We start from the raw sequence: 14006 nt of genomic DNA, 5'->3' as shown, positions 1-14006 counted from the left end.
GCCCGTTTTTCAACAACCCGGAGGTTATATGTTGACTGTTATTCCCGTTATTATTCTTGTCGCGCTGGTGCTTGTCTGGTCCGGCATCAAAATTGTGCCGCAGGGCTACCAATGGACGGTCGAACGTTTTGGCCGCTACACCAAAACGCTGCAGCCCGGCCTTAACCTTCTGGTGCCCTTTATGGATCGCGTTGGTCGCAAGATCAACATGATGGAACAGGTGCTGGATATCCCCTCGCAGGAAATCATCTCGAAAGATAACGCCAGCGTGACTATCGATGCCGTCTGCTTTATTCAGGTAATCGACTCGCCACGCGCGGCCTACGAGGTCAGCAACCTTGAGCTGGCTATCGTGAATTTAACCATGACCAATATGCGTACCGTACTGGGCTCGATGGAGCTGGACGAGATGCTGTCGCAGCGCGATAACATCAACACCCGGCTGCTGCGTATCGTGGATGAAGCGACCAACCCGTGGGGCGTCAAAATTACCCGCATTGAAATTCGCGACGTGCGGCCACCGGCCGAGCTGATTGCCTCTATGAACGCGCAGATGAAGGCGGAACGTACCAAGCGCGCCGATATTCTGGAAGCGGAAGGCGTCCGCCAGGCCGCGATCCTGCGTGCGGAAGGCGAGAAGCAGTCACAGATCCTGAAAGCGGAGGGCGAGCGCCAGTCAGCTTTCCTCCAGGCCGAGGCGAGGGAACGCGGCGCAGAAGCCGAAGCACGCGCCACCAAAATGGTTTCAGAAGCCATCGCCGCCGGGGATATTCAGGCCATCAACTACTTCGTGGCGCAGAAATACACCGATGCGCTGCAGAAGATTGGCACCTCACAAAGCAGCAAAATGATTATGATGCCGCTGGAATCGTCAAGCCTGATCGGTTCGGTCGCTGGCATCGCCGAGCTGCTGAAGGAAACCAAAAAAGACAGGCAAAGCTGATGGCGAGCGAACTGTTCGCCAATCCTGCCTGGCTGTGGCTGACGCTGGGCGGCATCCTGCTTGCGGCGGAAATGCTGGGCGCCAGCGGCTATCTGCTCTGGAGCGGCGTCGCTGCCGTGCTGGTCAGCCTGCTGGTCTGGCTGGTGCCGCTGCCCTGGGAGTGGCAGGGTTTATGCTTTGCCATCCTGACCATCCTTTCCGCGCTGTGGTGGTATAGCTGGCTGCGCGGCCGGGATCGTAAGCAGCCGCCCTCCTCGCTTAACCAGCGCGGTAGCCAGCTGATTGGCTCTGCGCTACGGCTGGAGGAAGCGCTGCACGACGGTATAGGGCATATTCGCGTTGGCGACAGCAGCTGGCGCGTCCAGGCTACGGAAAACCTTCCTGCCGGTACGCCGGTTACGGTGGTGGCGGTGGAAGGGATTACGCTGCGGATCGTCAGGCGAGATCCCAACAACGAGCAATCGGCGTAGCCCTTTCGATTTTTACGGGCCGTAAAGATGCCTTAGCGAGCGCCCGCTTAACGCCCCTTGCTCTCGTGGCAGCATCCCGCCAGGTTATCAATAATAGGGCAATCGGCGCCCTCATTGCCCGGACAGCTGGCCGCCAGCGCCAGCAGCCGCTCGCGCATCAGGTTCAGTTCGCTGATATGCGCTTCGATTTCCGCCACTTTATTCAGCGTTCTGGCTTTTACCTCGGCGCTATGGCGCTGCGGATTGTGGAAGAGCAGCAGCATTTCACGGCACTCTTCCAGGCTAAAGCCCACCTGGCGCGACTGGCGCAGCAGCGTCAGCTCCTCCAGATGCTTTGTCGTGTAGTGGCGATAGCCGTTCTCGCCGCGCGAAGGTGCGGTCAACAACCCTTTTTCCTCATAAAATCGGATGGCCTTGCTGGTCAGCCCGGTTTTTTTAGCTACGTCGCTAATGTTCATATAGGGATCCGCCTGTCTGCTATCGCTTAATTTTAACACTCTTCACGGCAGGACTAAAATTGTCCGTGCCGGCCAGAGACAAGCTTGACCCTCCCCTTGATGGAAGGTTTATCCTTAATCCTGACGGTGTTCCGACTAAGCAAAGGAGTTTTTATGTCACAAACAACGGTATTAAAACTGGATGGCCTTTCCTGCGGTCATTGCATAAAAAGAGTCAAAGAAACGCTGGAGAAACGGGATGATGTGGATCAGGCCGAGGTATCTCTGGATGAAGCCCGCGTAACCGGCCACGCTGCACCGCAGGCGCTTATCGCGGCGGTAGAAGAGGCAGGCTATCAGGCCGCGCTGGCGGACGACGCGCGCCCAAAGCCTGAACCGCTGACAGTATCAGATCCCCAGCCGGAAGCGCTGACAGCGGCCCCTTCTCAGCTTCCGGCAACCGATGACAGCTTTCATCTGTTAATTGGCGGCATGAGCTGCGCCAGCTGCGTCAGTCGCGTTGAGCACGCGCTGCAGCAGGTGCCCGGCACGCATCAGGCGCGGGTAAATCTTGCCGAACGCAGCGCGCTGGTGATGGGCGACGTTTCGCCCGATGCGCTGATTCAGGCGGTGCGCAACGCGGGCTACGATGCCGAAATTATCGAAGATGAAAGCGAGCGCCGCGAAAAACAGCAGCAAACGGCGCTTAAAGCGATGCGTCGTTTTCGCTGGCAGGCGCTGCTGGCGCTGGCGTTTGGTCTGCCCCTGATGGGCTGGGGCATGCTCGGCGACAACATGATGTTAACCGCCGATAACCGCGTCACCTGGCTGACACTGGGCGCCGTGACGCTGGTAATTATGGTCGTTGCGGGCGGCCATTTTTATCGTAGCGCCTGGCGCAGCCTGCTGAACGGCAGCGCGACGATGGATACGCTGGTCGCGCTCGGCACGGCGGCGGCCTGGCTCTATTCCAGCGCGGTCACCCTGTGGCCCGCTGCTTTTCCTTCAGAAGCGCGTCACCTTTACTACGAAGCCAGCGTAATGATTATTGGCCTGATTAACCTTGGCCATATGCTTGAACAGCGCGCGCGCCAGCGATCTTCTCAGGCGCTGGAGCGATTATTGGATCTCACCCCGCCTTCCGCCCGTGTGGTTATCGCCGGTGAAGAGAAAGCGATGCCGCTCAGCGAAGTGACGCCGGGCATGACGCTGCGCCTGACCACGGGCGATCGCGTGCCCGTTGATGGCGTCATCGTCCAGGGCCAGGCCTGGCTGGATGAGGCGATGCTGACCGGCGAAGCGCTGCCGCAGGAGAAAAGCGCGGGCGACAAGGTTCACGCGGGCACGGTAATGCAGGACGGCAGCGTGCTGTTCACCGCCAGCGCGGTCGGAAAAAATACCACGCTGTCGCGCATTGTGAATCTGGTTCGCCAGGCGCAAAGCAGCAAGCCCGAACTCAGTCGCCTGGTAGATAAAATTTCTGCGATTTTCGTGCCCGCCGTGGTCGCTATCGCGCTGCTGAGCGCGGCCGTCTGGTATTTTATCGGGCCTGCGCCGCAGCTGGTTTATACGCTGGTTATTGCCACGACGGTGCTGATCATCGCCTGTCCCTGCGCGCTTGGGTTAGCCACGCCGATGTCGCTTACCGCCGGGATGGGCCGCGCCGCCGAGTTTGGCGTGCTGGTGCGGGACGCGGACGCGCTGCAGCGCGCCAGCACGCTGAATACGCTGGTTTTTGATAAAACCGGTACGCTGACGGAAGGCAAACCGCAGGTGGCGGCCATCCGGGTGTTTAACGGTGCCGACGAGCAGCAGGCGCTCTCGCTGGCGGCCGCGCTGGAGCAAGGTTCGCAGCATCCGTTGGCCCGCGCCATTATCGGGCGCGCCGGTCAGGCTGCTTTGCCCGAGGTCACCGGCTTTCGCACGCTGGGCGGCCTGGGCGTCAGCGGGCAGATCCAGGACGAAACCTGGCGGCTGGGCAACCGTACGCTGATGGCGCAACACAATGTGGTTGAGGAGGAAATGGACAAGGCGATCGCCTCTCAGGCCGCGAAAGGCATGACGCCGGTGCTGCTGGCAGCGGGCAATCAGCTTAAAGCTATCTTTTTCCTGCGCGATGCCCTGCGTCAGGAAAGCGTCGCCACGCTGCAGCAGCTGCGCGAGCAGGGTTATCGTTTAGTGATGCTGACGGGCGACAATGAAATCACCGCGCAGGCTATTGCCAGCGAAGCCGGCATCGATGACGTTATTGCCGGGGTCTTGCCGGACGGGAAAGCAGAAGCGATTAAAAAACTACAGCAGCAGGGAGCCAGCGTGGCGATGATTGGCGACGGCATTAATGACGCGCCGGCGCTGGCGCAGGCGGATGTGGGTATCGCTATCGGCAGCGGCAGCGACGTGGCGATTGAGACGGCAGGCATCACGCTGATGCGTCACGATCTGCACGCCGTGGTGGACGCGCTGGCCGTGGCAAAAGCGACGCTGCGCAATATGAAGCAGAACCTGCTGGGAGCGTTTATCTATAACGCCTGCGGCATCCCGATTGCGGCTGGCGTGCTCTATCCGTTAACCGGCACCCTGCTCAGCCCGGTCGTAGCCGGTGCCGCGATGGCGCTCTCTTCGGTAACCGTCGTCAGCAACGCCAACCGACTGCTTCGCTATCAGCCGCCAAAGTGACGCACAGTCTTGTCTGAAAGCCCGGTCTCCGTCTGTCCTTCGGTGGGCTAAACCGTTAGCATAAGGGAAACTAACGGAGCGGAGCCTATGGGAAAATTACTGCAAAAGGCTGTCGCGCTGTGGCGCAAACTCTCGCCCATTAGCTATGCCTATCCGGCGCAGGATATGGCGCTCGGCGCCCGCCATCTGCATCTGGTGGGCAGTATTCATATGGGCACGCAAACCATGATGCCGCTTCCGGCGGCGCTGCAAAAAAAACTGGCGCGGGCCGATGCGCTGATTGTGGAGGCGGATATCACCTCCGGCGCCTCGCCTTTTAGCGCCAGTGAAATCTGCCCGCCGCTGGCGGAGCGTCTGAGCGAGCGGGAGCTGGAGGAATTGCAGCGTGTCTGCCGCGAGGTCGCTATTGACGCAGAAGTTATCGATCGGCTGCCCGCCTGGCAGATAGCCTTAATGCTGCAGGCGCAGCAGGCCCAGCGTCTTGGGCTGCGGACGGATTACGGTATCGATTTCCAGCTGCTCAGCGCCGCCAAAGCGCAGGGGAAAAAAATCATCGAGCTGGAAGGGCCGCAGGCGCAGCTGGATCTGTTGAAAGCGCTGCCCGATAACGGTCTGTCGCTGCTGCAGGATACGCTGCAGCACTGGCACACCAACGCGCGCCTGCTGCAAACCATGATTGGCTGGTGGCTGGAAACGCCGCCTGCGGACAGCCGACCGGCCCTGCCCGGTACCTTTAACAGCGCGTTAAACGAGGTGCTGATGCTGCAACGCAATCAGCGCTGGCGGCAGGATCTGACGGCGTTGCCGCCAGGGGAGTATGTGGTGGCCGTGGGCGCGCTGCACCTGTATGGCGAAGGCAATTTGCCGGACCTGCTGAAAAAAGGCTAAAAAAAAAGGCCAATATCGCTACCGGCCATGAATAAGATCTGTTTTATGATTTTAGTTCGCCTTCGACAAAGGCCGAAGGGGCAAAGATTGTCGCCTGGATCCCACATTTTCGCCAGTACTTTTTTTCGCCAGTTGTTCCATGCGCCACCTGAGGAGAAGCGTCGTGACGCCAGCCGTAAAACTGCTTGAAAAGCAAAAAATAAAATTTCAGCTGCACAGCTATGAGCACGACAGCAGCGAAACCCACTTTGGCGATGAAGCCGTACGGATGCTGAACCAGGATCCCGATCGGGTGTTTAAAACGCTGTTGGTTTCGCTGAACGGCGAGGCGAACACGCTGGCGGTAGCCGTCACGCCCGTTGCCGGCCAGCTGGATTTAAAAAGCGTCGCCAAAGCGCTGGGCGTAAAGAAAGTCGAAATGGCCGATCCGCAGATCGCCCAGCGAATCACGGGCTATCAGCTGGGCGGCATCAGTCCGCTGGGGCAAAAAAAACGTTTGCCCGTAGTGGTGGATACGCTGGCGCAGCAGTTTCCCACCGTGTTTGTTTCCGGCGGACGACGCGGGCTTGAGATAGAGCTGGCTCCGCAGGATCTGGCGCGGCAGCTCAACGCCAGCTTTGCCGCTATCGCGAAGCGCGACCGCAGCTAGTTGGTCTGCGCCAGCAGCCGATCGATCATCCAGCGCCCGGCCGGGCCGGGCGGCGACAGCCGCGACCAGGCGACATCCACCGAAAGATTCTGCGGCCAGCCGGCGATCGGCAGCTCGCGCAGCACCTGATGGCCGAACTGCTCCACCAGCCAGCGCGGCAGTATCGTCCAGCCAAAGCCCTGTTCCGCCATCTCCAGCAGCAGCAGATAAGAAGGCGCAGACCAGACGCCGTTGCCCGGCCGGGGCCGCCCCTTCTCTACCCACGTGTTCAGACAGAGCTGCCGCTCGCTTTTTAACGCTTCGCTGCTGACGACAGCCTGCCGCGTCAGCGGATGATCCTGATGCAGATAAATAGCCATCTGCGCTTTAACCTGAAGCCTTGCAGTGGCGATATCAGCCGGGTAATGCGGCTGCACGCGGATCACCCCAATATGCGCCCTTCCGGCCTGGATCAGATCGATAACGTCGGCATCTTCGGCAATCATGCATTCAAATTCAATCTGCGGATAGCGATCGGCAAAGCGTCTCAGCAGCGATTCATGGTAATCCGCCTGCCAGAAATCGGAGATCGCCATGCTCAGGCAGGGTTCCACATCGCCAGTCAGGCGGATAGCTAGCTCATCCAGCCGCTCGCTGGCCGCCAGTATTTCCCGCACCTGTGCCAGCGCCCGCTGCCCGTTCTCTGTCAGCACCGGCGAGCGCCCGTCGCGGCTGAACAAGGCGAACCCCAAATCTGTTTCCAGGTTGGCCACGGCAGCGCTGACGGTGGACTGGCTTTTACGCAGCGCTCTGGCAGCGGCAGAAAAGGAGCCGCTTTCCACCGTCTGTACAAACGCCTGTAACGATTCCGGTGAATATCGCATTTAAGTATCGCTTTTTCCGATGGGTAATCATTTTATCTTAGCAAACCGGGCAGGCAAAATACCGGTCTGATTTTAAGGAGAACCAATGAGCCGTACACTGAAAGAACGTTTTTTCCACGCCCTGGGTTTTGAAGCATTGGCAGTGACGATAGTTTCGCCGCTGGCCGCGTGGGCAATGGATAAACCGCTGTTCCAGATGGGCGCGCTGGCTATTATGCTGTCGACCGTCGCCATGCTCTGGAACATGGTTTACAACGCCGGTTTCGACCGTCTATTCCCGAACGGCCGTCAGAGCTGGCTGCTGCGTATCGTGCACGCGCTGGCTTTTGAAGGCGGGTTTATTCTGATTGGTTTGCCAATCGCCGCCTGGATGCTGGGCGTTTCGCTGTGGCAGGCGCTGCTGCTGGAAATCGGTTTTTTCCTTTTCTTCCTGCCCTATACGGTGGTCTATAACTGGTTATACGACACGCTTCGCGCCAAATGGCAGCGCAAAGCGCATCCTGTGTCTTCAGAACAGTGACGACCAGACCTGGCGCATAGCCAGTTCAATACGCGGCAGCCGCCATTTTTTCGGCGGCTCGTCGGCTTTTTGTTCCGTCACGGCGGCCTTCTGCTGATAAAGAATTTCGTCGTGCGGTGCAAAAGCGCTGGCTTTCAGCGGCGAGTGCTTCTCAATATACTGTTTCAGCACCTCGGCATCGACAAAGCCGGTGTTTACGTAGCCCGGCATAGAGGTGATAACAGGATAGCCGTCGCCGCCGGTCGCGTTGAAGCTGAGCGTCGCCATGCGGTAGGTTTTGTCCGCCTGGAGCGGTTCGCCTTTGATTTTTACGTCATGAACGCTGCTGCCATCGGCCGTCAGGCTAACGTTGGCCAGCTGCGCGTAGGCGCCGGAATCGACCTGTTTATTTGCTACTACCGCCAGATATTTTTCAACTTCGCTGCCCTTCATATCGACATAGACGACCGTGTTGCCGAAAGGCTGCACCTTCAGCACATCCTTGTAGGTGATGTCGCCGGGTTCGATGGAGTCCCGCACGCCGCCGCCGCTCATTACCGCGAAATCAGCGCCGGTTCGCTCTGCCTGCGCGCTCAGGAGCACACGGGCAAGGTTGGTCTGCACAAAGCGCACCTTGCTGCGATCCCCTTCCAGATGGCCGTCTACGCTGCCGATTTTGACGTTAAGCTGTGCCTCTCCCTTTTTCTGGAAAGGCGTCAGCAGCTTCATCATCGCCGGATTTTTGGCGATTTCCTGGGTGTAATTCACCCAGCTGACGCTGCCGTCGGCATTGGTCACCTTATGCCGCAGATTGATCGGCACCAGTTCGTAATGTTCCAGCGTCAGCTTGCCGTTCAGGAAGGTAAAATCGGCCCGGCCGATATATTTTCCCCATTCGTGCGCCTGAACAATCCAGGTGCCGTTTTGCCGATCCGGCTGGCACGGCGTGCCCGGCACGTAATCCGCCTGCTTAACGTTTTCCTTCGCCATACAGACCGGATCCTGAGAATGGCCGCCCACGATCATATCCAGATAGCCTGCCGGCAGCGCCCGAGCCATCTCCACGTCGCCCGGCGCGTTGGAGCCGTGATTGCCGTTATCGTAGTGGCCCATATGCGTCGCCGCGATAATCACGTCCGGCTTCTCCTGCTGGCGCAGCGCTTCCACCACCGCCTTCGCTTCCGCCGCCGGTTTATGAAAAACGATGTCGGTAAAATTCTCCGGGTTGCCGATTTTAGCCGTGTCGTCAGTGGTCAGTCCGATCACCGCGATTTTCAGTCCCATCCGATTAAACAACGCATAGGGCTGGAACAGGCGCTGTCCGGTGCTTTTCTGATAAATGTTGGCGGAAAGCAGCGGGAATTTCGCCCATTTTTGCTGCTGACGCAGCACGGAAAGCGGGTTATCAAACTCGTGGTTGCCGATCGCCATCGCATCGTAGCCAATCAGGTTCATGCCGCGAAAGTCGGGCTCGGCATCCTGTAAGTCCGATTCCGGCACGCCGGTATTGATATCGCCGCCGGAGAGGATCAACACCGCGCCGCCGTGCGCCTGCACGTCGTAGCGGATCTGATCCATCATGGTTTTTTGCGCCGCCAGCCCGTACTCGTCATGCTCGTTTTGCCAGAAGCGGCCGTGATGATCGTTGGTATGCAGCACGGTGAATTTATAAACCCGGTCTTTAACCCAGGCCTGCGCGGCAAGCGGCGCGCTGAGTAAAGCCAGCGCCAATAGCGTCAGCGAGTTTTTTTTCAGTGAAAGCACAACGGATCTCCTTGTTGAAGCACTTATAAGGCTGGCGTAACCAGCAATCTACTACAGGCGCGGCGAATGGCAAGCGGTGCCGGTTTTCGGCAGCGCGTCGCGGGCCCTTAAAACAAGCGCGACGGCTGGATGAGTGCTAAATCTGCGGCCTTGCTGCATACGCATCCTGTTTAGTGCGGTTGTTTGCAGCTGTGTCGCAAAAAAGCGGCCTGCGTTTTGAAAGATAACTGCATAATCTTTATTATCAGAACAGTCATTATTCAGCTCTCCAGCCACTTAACACATTAAAATCACGCGATCCTGTGTGTTTTTGCTGCCAGCGCTTTTTTTCACATTTTTACCTGAATAAGGCAGGCAGACTAGCCGGATATACCATACACTTTAAGCTTACATTCGGATACATTTGCACATACAAGGAGAGAAGCATGCACCACACTACCCCGCTTATCACCACCATTGTCGGCGGGCTTGTTCTCGCTTTTCTCCTGGGTATGCTGGCCAATCGGCTGCGGGTTTCGCCGCTGGTTGGCTATTTGCTGGCTGGCGTGCTGGCCGGCCCATTCACGCCCGGTTTTGTCGCCGATACCAATCTGGCACCCGAGCTGGCGGAGCTGGGCGTCGTGCTGCTGATGTTTGGCGTTGGCCTGCATTTCTCGCTGAAGGATCTGATGGCGGTTAAAGCGATCGCTATCCCCGGTGCCGTGGCGCAGATCGCCGTCGCCACGCTGTTGGGTATGGGGCTTTCCTCGCTGCTGGGCTGGCCGTGGATGACCGGGCTGGTGTTCGGCCTTTGCCTTTCCACCGCCAGTACCGTGGTGCTGCTGCGCGCGCTGGAAGACAGGCAGCTTCTTGACAGTCAGCGCGGGCAGATCGCTATCGGCTGGCTGATTGTGGAAGATCTGGTAATGGTGCTGGCGCTGGTGCTGCTTCCGGCTATCGCGGGCATGTTTGAGCAAGGCAACGCCAGCGTAAGTATGCTGCTGATCGATCTGCTGATTACCATCGGCAAGGTGGTGGCCTTTATGGTGCTGATGATGGTGGTCGGTCGACGCGCGGTGCCCTGGATCCTCGCTCGCAGCGCCGCAACCGGTTCCAGAGAGCTGTTTACCCTGGCGGTGCTGGCGCTGGCGCTGGGCATCGCTTTTGGCGCGGTAGAGTTTTTTGACGTTTCCTTTGCGCTGGGCGCCTTCTTTGCGGGCATGGTGCTGAACGAGTCCGAGCTGAGCCATCGCGCCGCGCATGATACGCTGCCGCTGCGTGACGCCTTTGCGGTGCTGTTTTTCGTCTCCGTCGGGATGCTGTTCGACCCGATGATCCTGCTGGAACAGCCGCTGGCAGTTGCGGGCGTGCTGGCTATTATCGTGCTGGGCAAATCGCTGGCCGCGCTGCTGCTGGTGCTGCTGTTCGGCCATTCCCGCCGTACCGCGCTGACCATTTCGGTGAGCCTGGCGCAGATCGGCGAGTTCGCCTTTATTCTCGCCGGACTGGGGATCTCGCTAAAGCTGCTTCCTGATGAAGGCCGCAATCTGGTGCTGGCAGGCGCCATCCTTTCCATCATGCTTAATCCGCTGCTTTTCGCGCTGCTGCAGCGCTATCTCGGTAAAAAAGAGGCCGAGGAAGAGCAGCAGCAGGCCGCAATAATGGAAGAGGAAAACCCGATCCCGGTTAATCTCTGTAACCACGCCATCATCGTCGGTTTTGGCCGCGTCGGCAGCCTGCTGGGCAGGAAACTGATAGAAAATGGCGTGCCGATTGTGGTGGTTGAGAACAGCCGGACGCGGGTGGATGCCTTAAGGGCGGAAGGGATCAGCGCTGTGTTGGGCAACGCTGCCCGCACGGAGACGATGGATCTGGCGCGTCTGGACTGCGCGCGCTGGCTGCTGCTCACTATCCCTAATGGTTTTGAAGCGGGCGAAATCGTCATCGCCGCACGAGAGAAGCGCCCGTCGATTGAGATCCTCGCGCGGGCGCATCATGACGAAGAGGTGCACTACATTACCGAGCGCGGCGCAAATCAGGTGGTGATGGGCGAGCGGGAGATTGCCAACAGCATGCTGAATATTATGCTCGCCAATGAAAAGGCAAGCGCGCCGCAACCCAGCCCGATCTGAAAAGGCGAGTTTGATGACAAACTTAAAAGCCTGCGGCTTACACTGCCATTTTTACAGCGATCCAACCGCTTCACAGCGGCGGAGGCTGAGCGGATAAGCGGACCGTTTTCGCGCATGGACGCGCGAAACGAGCCTACATGGACGTGCGCGTCCGTGTTCCGCTCTGCCTCTGCGGCTATTTACCAGACTGATAGCCAACTGATGGCTGAGCATAGCTTTGTTAACAGTCTCAGGCGGTCTCTGGAAGAGGCCGCGCTCGTCTTATCTTTCCCAGTAGGACTCTTCCAGGCTGTCTTCGCGCTCCGGCAGCCCTCGGGTCAGGCGCGGCGAGTGCTGATTCAGCACCTGATAGCTGACGCGGTTGGCGTATTTACAAACCTGCGCCAGCGAGGAATAGGTCAGGTAGCGACGACCGTGTTTGCTGGAGTTCGGCACGTTCAGACGATGATAGTCGTTAGCGGTGATATCGTGCAGCACCGCCGCCAGCGCGCCGTCGCCCGCGCCGTTGGTGTTCATGATCTTCTCCGGGCCGCCCATATAAGGCGCGATATGCGAGAAAATGCGCAGCGGCTGCTCACAGTCCTGGTGGCGCATCGCGCGGCTGAACTCATACTGGTTGAACTCCGGGATCGCGCCTGGCAGCAGCGGATGCTGCGTTTTGCGCTTGCCCTCTTCCTCAGTGTAGCCCGCCATATACAGACCGTTCGGCCCGGCGGTGCACAGCACCAGATCCACCCAGTCCAGCGCCATATTCGCCGCCTGTAGCGGATCGCTGAACCCGGTCAGCGCCTCGCCCTCTTCCTCGTTCATCGCCACCACGGAAACGTGATCGCGCAGGAAATCGCGCCAGAACTGCGGATTGTCGCCAATCACGTATTTCGTGCCCAGCGTCAGCACCACCGGTACGTTATGCTTTTTCGCCCAGGCGATGGCCTGCATCGTTGCTTCCGCCATCGGTTCGCCCGGCTTGCAGCGCAGCAGATAAGAGGTCAGCAGCAGCGCGGACGCGCCCGCTACCACCTCTTCAGGAATGCTTTCCTTGCTCAGCTGGTTCATCATGCCCGGACTGATGGCAAAGGTACGCTCGCCGTGTTCGCCAATCAGCGTAAAGCAGCGGCCGATAGCGCCGTCGACGCCCTGCAAATAGTTCAGATCGGTACGGCTGGAGGTATTGCACAGGTAGCGATAGGCGTAGCTCCCGATCTGCACGTTGCTGCACATCACGCCCAGCAGCACCGAGCGGTCGTCGGCCAGCACCGAGTAGTTGTGCAGCGTGTTGCCGATGGTACCGCCCGCAAACTGATGGGTGATCAGGTTGTTTTGCGTCAGCTCTGCATACAGCGCTTCGGCAACCTCGTCTTCAATCACCAGCGAGTGGCCCGCACTCAGGCCGTAGCGCGCCACAAAAGCGTCATCCACCTTCGCTTCGATATCCACCAGGATCTGATCGATACCCGCTATCCAGCTGGTCGCGGTTTCGCTTTCCGGCTGCACGGGCTGGAGCAGCGGGTCGCGCGCGCTGACGGGAAAGTAGTGTTTGGATTTACGCTGGCCGGGAAATTTCATATTGCTGACTTCTGGAAAGAATAGGAAGCAGCCAATGATAACAGGGATGCGGCTAAGTGCCCACACCCCTCTTTTTTAGCGCTGGCTGTTGACCAGCTCAACCATCATATCGATATGTAGCTCATCGTCGTTCAGCGCCGGGATATATTCAAACTTGGTGCCGCCCGCGTGCATAAAGAATTCGCAGTTCTGCTCGCTGATCTCTTCCAGCGTTTCCAGACAGTCGGCGGAGAAGCCAGGGCTCATGACCTGTACATGCTTCACGCCCTTTGCCGGCAGCGACTGCATCGTTTCGTCAGTATAGGGCGTCAGCCACGGCTCGCGGCCAAAGCGCGACTGGAAAGTCAGCATCGCTTCGTGTTCGGCCAGGCCCAGCGCGGCAATCAGCGCCTCGCTGGTTTCCCGACAGCGCAGCGGATAATCGTCGCCCTGATCGGCAAAACGCTGCGGAATGCCGTGGAAAGACATCACCAGCAGATCCGGCTTGCCATGTTTAGCAAACGACCGTTCGACCGACGCCTTCAGCGCGGCAATATAGGCCGGATGCGTGGCGTAATCGCGGATAAACTGCACCGAAGGCAGGCTGCGATAACCGGCAAAGACCTCGGTGATGCCGTCCCAGACCGCCGCCACGGTAGAGCAGGAAAACTGCGGGTACAGCGGCAGCACGATCAGGCGGGTTACGCCCTGCGCCATCAGGCTGTCAAGCGCGCTTTTCAGGCTCGGATTGCCGTAGCTCATGCCCAGTTCCACAGGCATAGGTAGCCGGGCCGCCAGCGCTTCGCGCTGCCGTTTGCTGTAGACCATCAGCGGCGAGCCGTCTTCCATCCAGACCGATGCGTAAAGTTTTGCAACGCGCGGCGAACGGATCGGCAGGATCACGCCGTTCAGGATTGGCCACCACAGCCAGCGCGGCGTATCGACCACGCGCTTGTCGCTGAGGAACTGTTTCAGGTAGCGTTTAACAGCAGGCGTGGTTGGCGCGTCAGGTGTACCTAGGTTCACCAGCAGCACGCCGGGTTTATCTTGCCTCATTGTTATTCCTTCTCTGGGCATGTCAGGTGATGAAAACGAGAATCATTCTAGCGGAAAATCAGGAAGGGGTAACCAATTGCTGTAGTAGGGCCAGCTTTTGCTGGC

12 protein-coding genes are annotated in these 14006 nt (G+C 58.9%); 7 read left to right on the top strand and 5 right to left on the bottom strand.

The window, feature by feature from the left end; translation table 11 throughout:
- Positions 1 to 28: 28 nt before the first annotated feature.
- Together AB3U87_RS08185 and AB3U87_RS08180 are read left to right on the top strand one after the other, a co-directional pair.
- Positions 29 to 943 carry an SPFH domain-containing protein gene (locus AB3U87_RS08185; protein ID WP_253454999.1) on the top strand — a complete coding sequence of 305 codons (915 nt, stop codon included), beginning with the start codon at positions 29 to 31 and terminating at the stop codon, positions 941 to 943.
- The gene (locus tag AB3U87_RS08180; protein ID WP_253455000.1) at positions 943 to 1413 is read left to right on the top strand and encodes an NfeD family protein; all 471 of its coding nucleotides are present in this window, start codon (positions 943 to 945) and stop codon (positions 1411 to 1413) included. The genes AB3U87_RS08185 and AB3U87_RS08180 overlap by 1 nt, the downstream gene beginning before the upstream one ends.
- Before the next feature lie 47 nt (positions 1414 to 1460).
- On the opposite strand, the gene cueR is transcribed toward AB3U87_RS08180, so the two are convergent.
- The gene (gene cueR / locus AB3U87_RS08175; RefSeq protein ID WP_394148818.1) at positions 1461 to 1871 is read right to left on the bottom strand and encodes a Cu(I)-responsive transcriptional regulator; all 411 of its coding nucleotides are present in this window, start codon (positions 1869 to 1871) and stop codon (positions 1461 to 1463) included.
- Positions 1872 to 2024: 153 nt separating this feature from the next.
- On the opposite strand from cueR, the gene copA reads away from it, so the two are divergent.
- The 3 genes from copA (at position 2025) to ybaK (ending at position 6063) form a co-directional block, all read left to right on the top strand.
- The gene (copA, locus tag AB3U87_RS08170) at positions 2025 to 4526 is read left to right on the top strand and encodes a copper-exporting P-type ATPase CopA (RefSeq protein ID WP_394148817.1); all 2502 of its coding nucleotides are present in this window, start codon (positions 2025 to 2027) and stop codon (positions 4524 to 4526) included.
- 87 nt (positions 4527 to 4613) lie between these two features.
- Complete coding sequence (locus tag AB3U87_RS08165; RefSeq protein WP_253455004.1) at positions 4614 to 5414, top strand: TraB/GumN family protein; 801 nt, start codon at positions 4614 to 4616, stop codon at positions 5412 to 5414.
- 163 nt (positions 5415 to 5577) lie between these two features.
- Complete coding sequence (gene ybaK / locus AB3U87_RS08160) at positions 5578 to 6063, top strand: Cys-tRNA(Pro)/Cys-tRNA(Cys) deacylase YbaK (RefSeq protein ID WP_125288471.1); 486 nt, start codon at positions 5578 to 5580, stop codon at positions 6061 to 6063.
- Here ybaK and AB3U87_RS08155 read toward each other — a convergent pair.
- A complete protein-coding gene (locus AB3U87_RS08155) occupies positions 6060 to 6926 on the bottom strand; it encodes a LysR family transcriptional regulator (RefSeq protein WP_253455006.1) in 867 nt (288 codons plus the stop codon). The genes ybaK and AB3U87_RS08155 overlap by 4 nt on opposite strands.
- An 85-nt stretch (positions 6927 to 7011) precedes the next feature.
- Here AB3U87_RS08155 and AB3U87_RS08150 point away from each other — a divergent pair, with 85 nt between their 5' ends.
- Positions 7012 to 7446, top strand: coding sequence for a multidrug/biocide efflux PACE transporter (locus AB3U87_RS08150; RefSeq protein WP_253455007.1), 435 nt, complete (start codon positions 7012 to 7014; stop codon positions 7444 to 7446).
- On the opposite strand, the gene ushA is transcribed toward AB3U87_RS08150, so the two are convergent.
- Positions 7435 to 9180: a bifunctional UDP-sugar hydrolase/5'-nucleotidase UshA gene (ushA, locus tag AB3U87_RS08145; protein WP_394148854.1), complete on the bottom strand. Its 1746-nt coding sequence runs from the start codon at positions 9178 to 9180 to the stop codon at positions 7435 to 7437. The genes AB3U87_RS08150 and ushA overlap by 12 nt on opposite strands.
- Positions 9181 to 9614: 434 nt before the next feature.
- On the opposite strand from ushA, the gene ybaL reads away from it, so the two are divergent.
- Positions 9615 to 11300 carry a YbaL family putative K(+) efflux transporter gene (gene ybaL, locus AB3U87_RS08140; RefSeq protein ID WP_301729880.1) on the top strand — a complete coding sequence of 562 codons (1686 nt, stop codon included), beginning with the start codon at positions 9615 to 9617 and terminating at the stop codon, positions 11298 to 11300.
- A gap of 261 nt (positions 11301 to 11561) precedes the next feature.
- On the opposite strand, the gene AB3U87_RS08135 is transcribed toward ybaL, so the two are convergent.
- Together AB3U87_RS08135 and hemH are read right to left on the bottom strand one after the other, a co-directional pair.
- Complete coding sequence (locus AB3U87_RS08135; protein ID WP_125288466.1) at positions 11562 to 12866, bottom strand: inosine/guanosine kinase; 1305 nt, start codon at positions 12864 to 12866, stop codon at positions 11562 to 11564.
- Between the two features lie 75 nt (positions 12867 to 12941).
- On the bottom strand, positions 12942 to 13901 hold the full coding sequence (gene hemH / locus AB3U87_RS08130) for a ferrochelatase (RefSeq protein WP_253455011.1): 960 nt from the start codon (positions 13899 to 13901) through the stop codon (positions 12942 to 12944).
- Between the last annotated feature and the right edge of the window lie 105 nt (positions 13902 to 14006).

The sequence above is a fragment of the Erwinia plantamica genome (assembly GCF_043420595.1).
In the GTDB taxonomy this organism is placed as follows: domain Bacteria; phylum Pseudomonadota; class Gammaproteobacteria; order Enterobacterales; family Enterobacteriaceae; genus Erwinia; species Erwinia aeris.
The sequence above is the reverse complement of the archived record's forward strand: the minus strand, read 5'-3'. Positions and strand labels throughout refer to the sequence as shown.

Coding starts and splice junctions, on each gene's coding strand:
- AB3U87_RS08185 (WP_253454999.1), top strand. CDS start 29: ATGTTGACTGTTATTCCCGTTATTATTCTTGTCGCGCTGGTGCTTGTC.
- AB3U87_RS08180 (WP_253455000.1), top strand. CDS start 943: ATGGCGAGCGAACTGTTCGCCAATCCTGCCTGGCTGTGGCTGACGCTG.
- cueR (WP_394148818.1), bottom strand. CDS start 1,871: ATGAACATTAGCGACGTAGCTAAAAAAACCGGGCTGACCAGCAAGGCC.
- copA (WP_394148817.1), top strand. CDS start 2,025: ATGTCACAAACAACGGTATTAAAACTGGATGGCCTTTCCTGCGGTCAT.
- AB3U87_RS08165 (WP_253455004.1), top strand. CDS start 4,614: ATGGGAAAATTACTGCAAAAGGCTGTCGCGCTGTGGCGCAAACTCTCG.
- AB3U87_RS08155 (WP_253455006.1), bottom strand. CDS start 6,926: ATGCGATATTCACCGGAATCGTTACAGGCGTTTGTACAGACGGTGGAA.
- AB3U87_RS08150 (WP_253455007.1), top strand. CDS start 7,012: ATGAGCCGTACACTGAAAGAACGTTTTTTCCACGCCCTGGGTTTTGAA.
- ybaL (WP_301729880.1), top strand. CDS start 9,615: ATGCACCACACTACCCCGCTTATCACCACCATTGTCGGCGGGCTTGTT.
- AB3U87_RS08135 (WP_125288466.1), bottom strand. CDS start 12,866: ATGAAATTTCCCGGCCAGCGTAAATCCAAACACTACTTTCCCGTCAGC.
- hemH (WP_253455011.1), bottom strand. CDS start 13,901: ATGAGGCAAGATAAACCCGGCGTGCTGCTGGTGAACCTAGGTACACCT.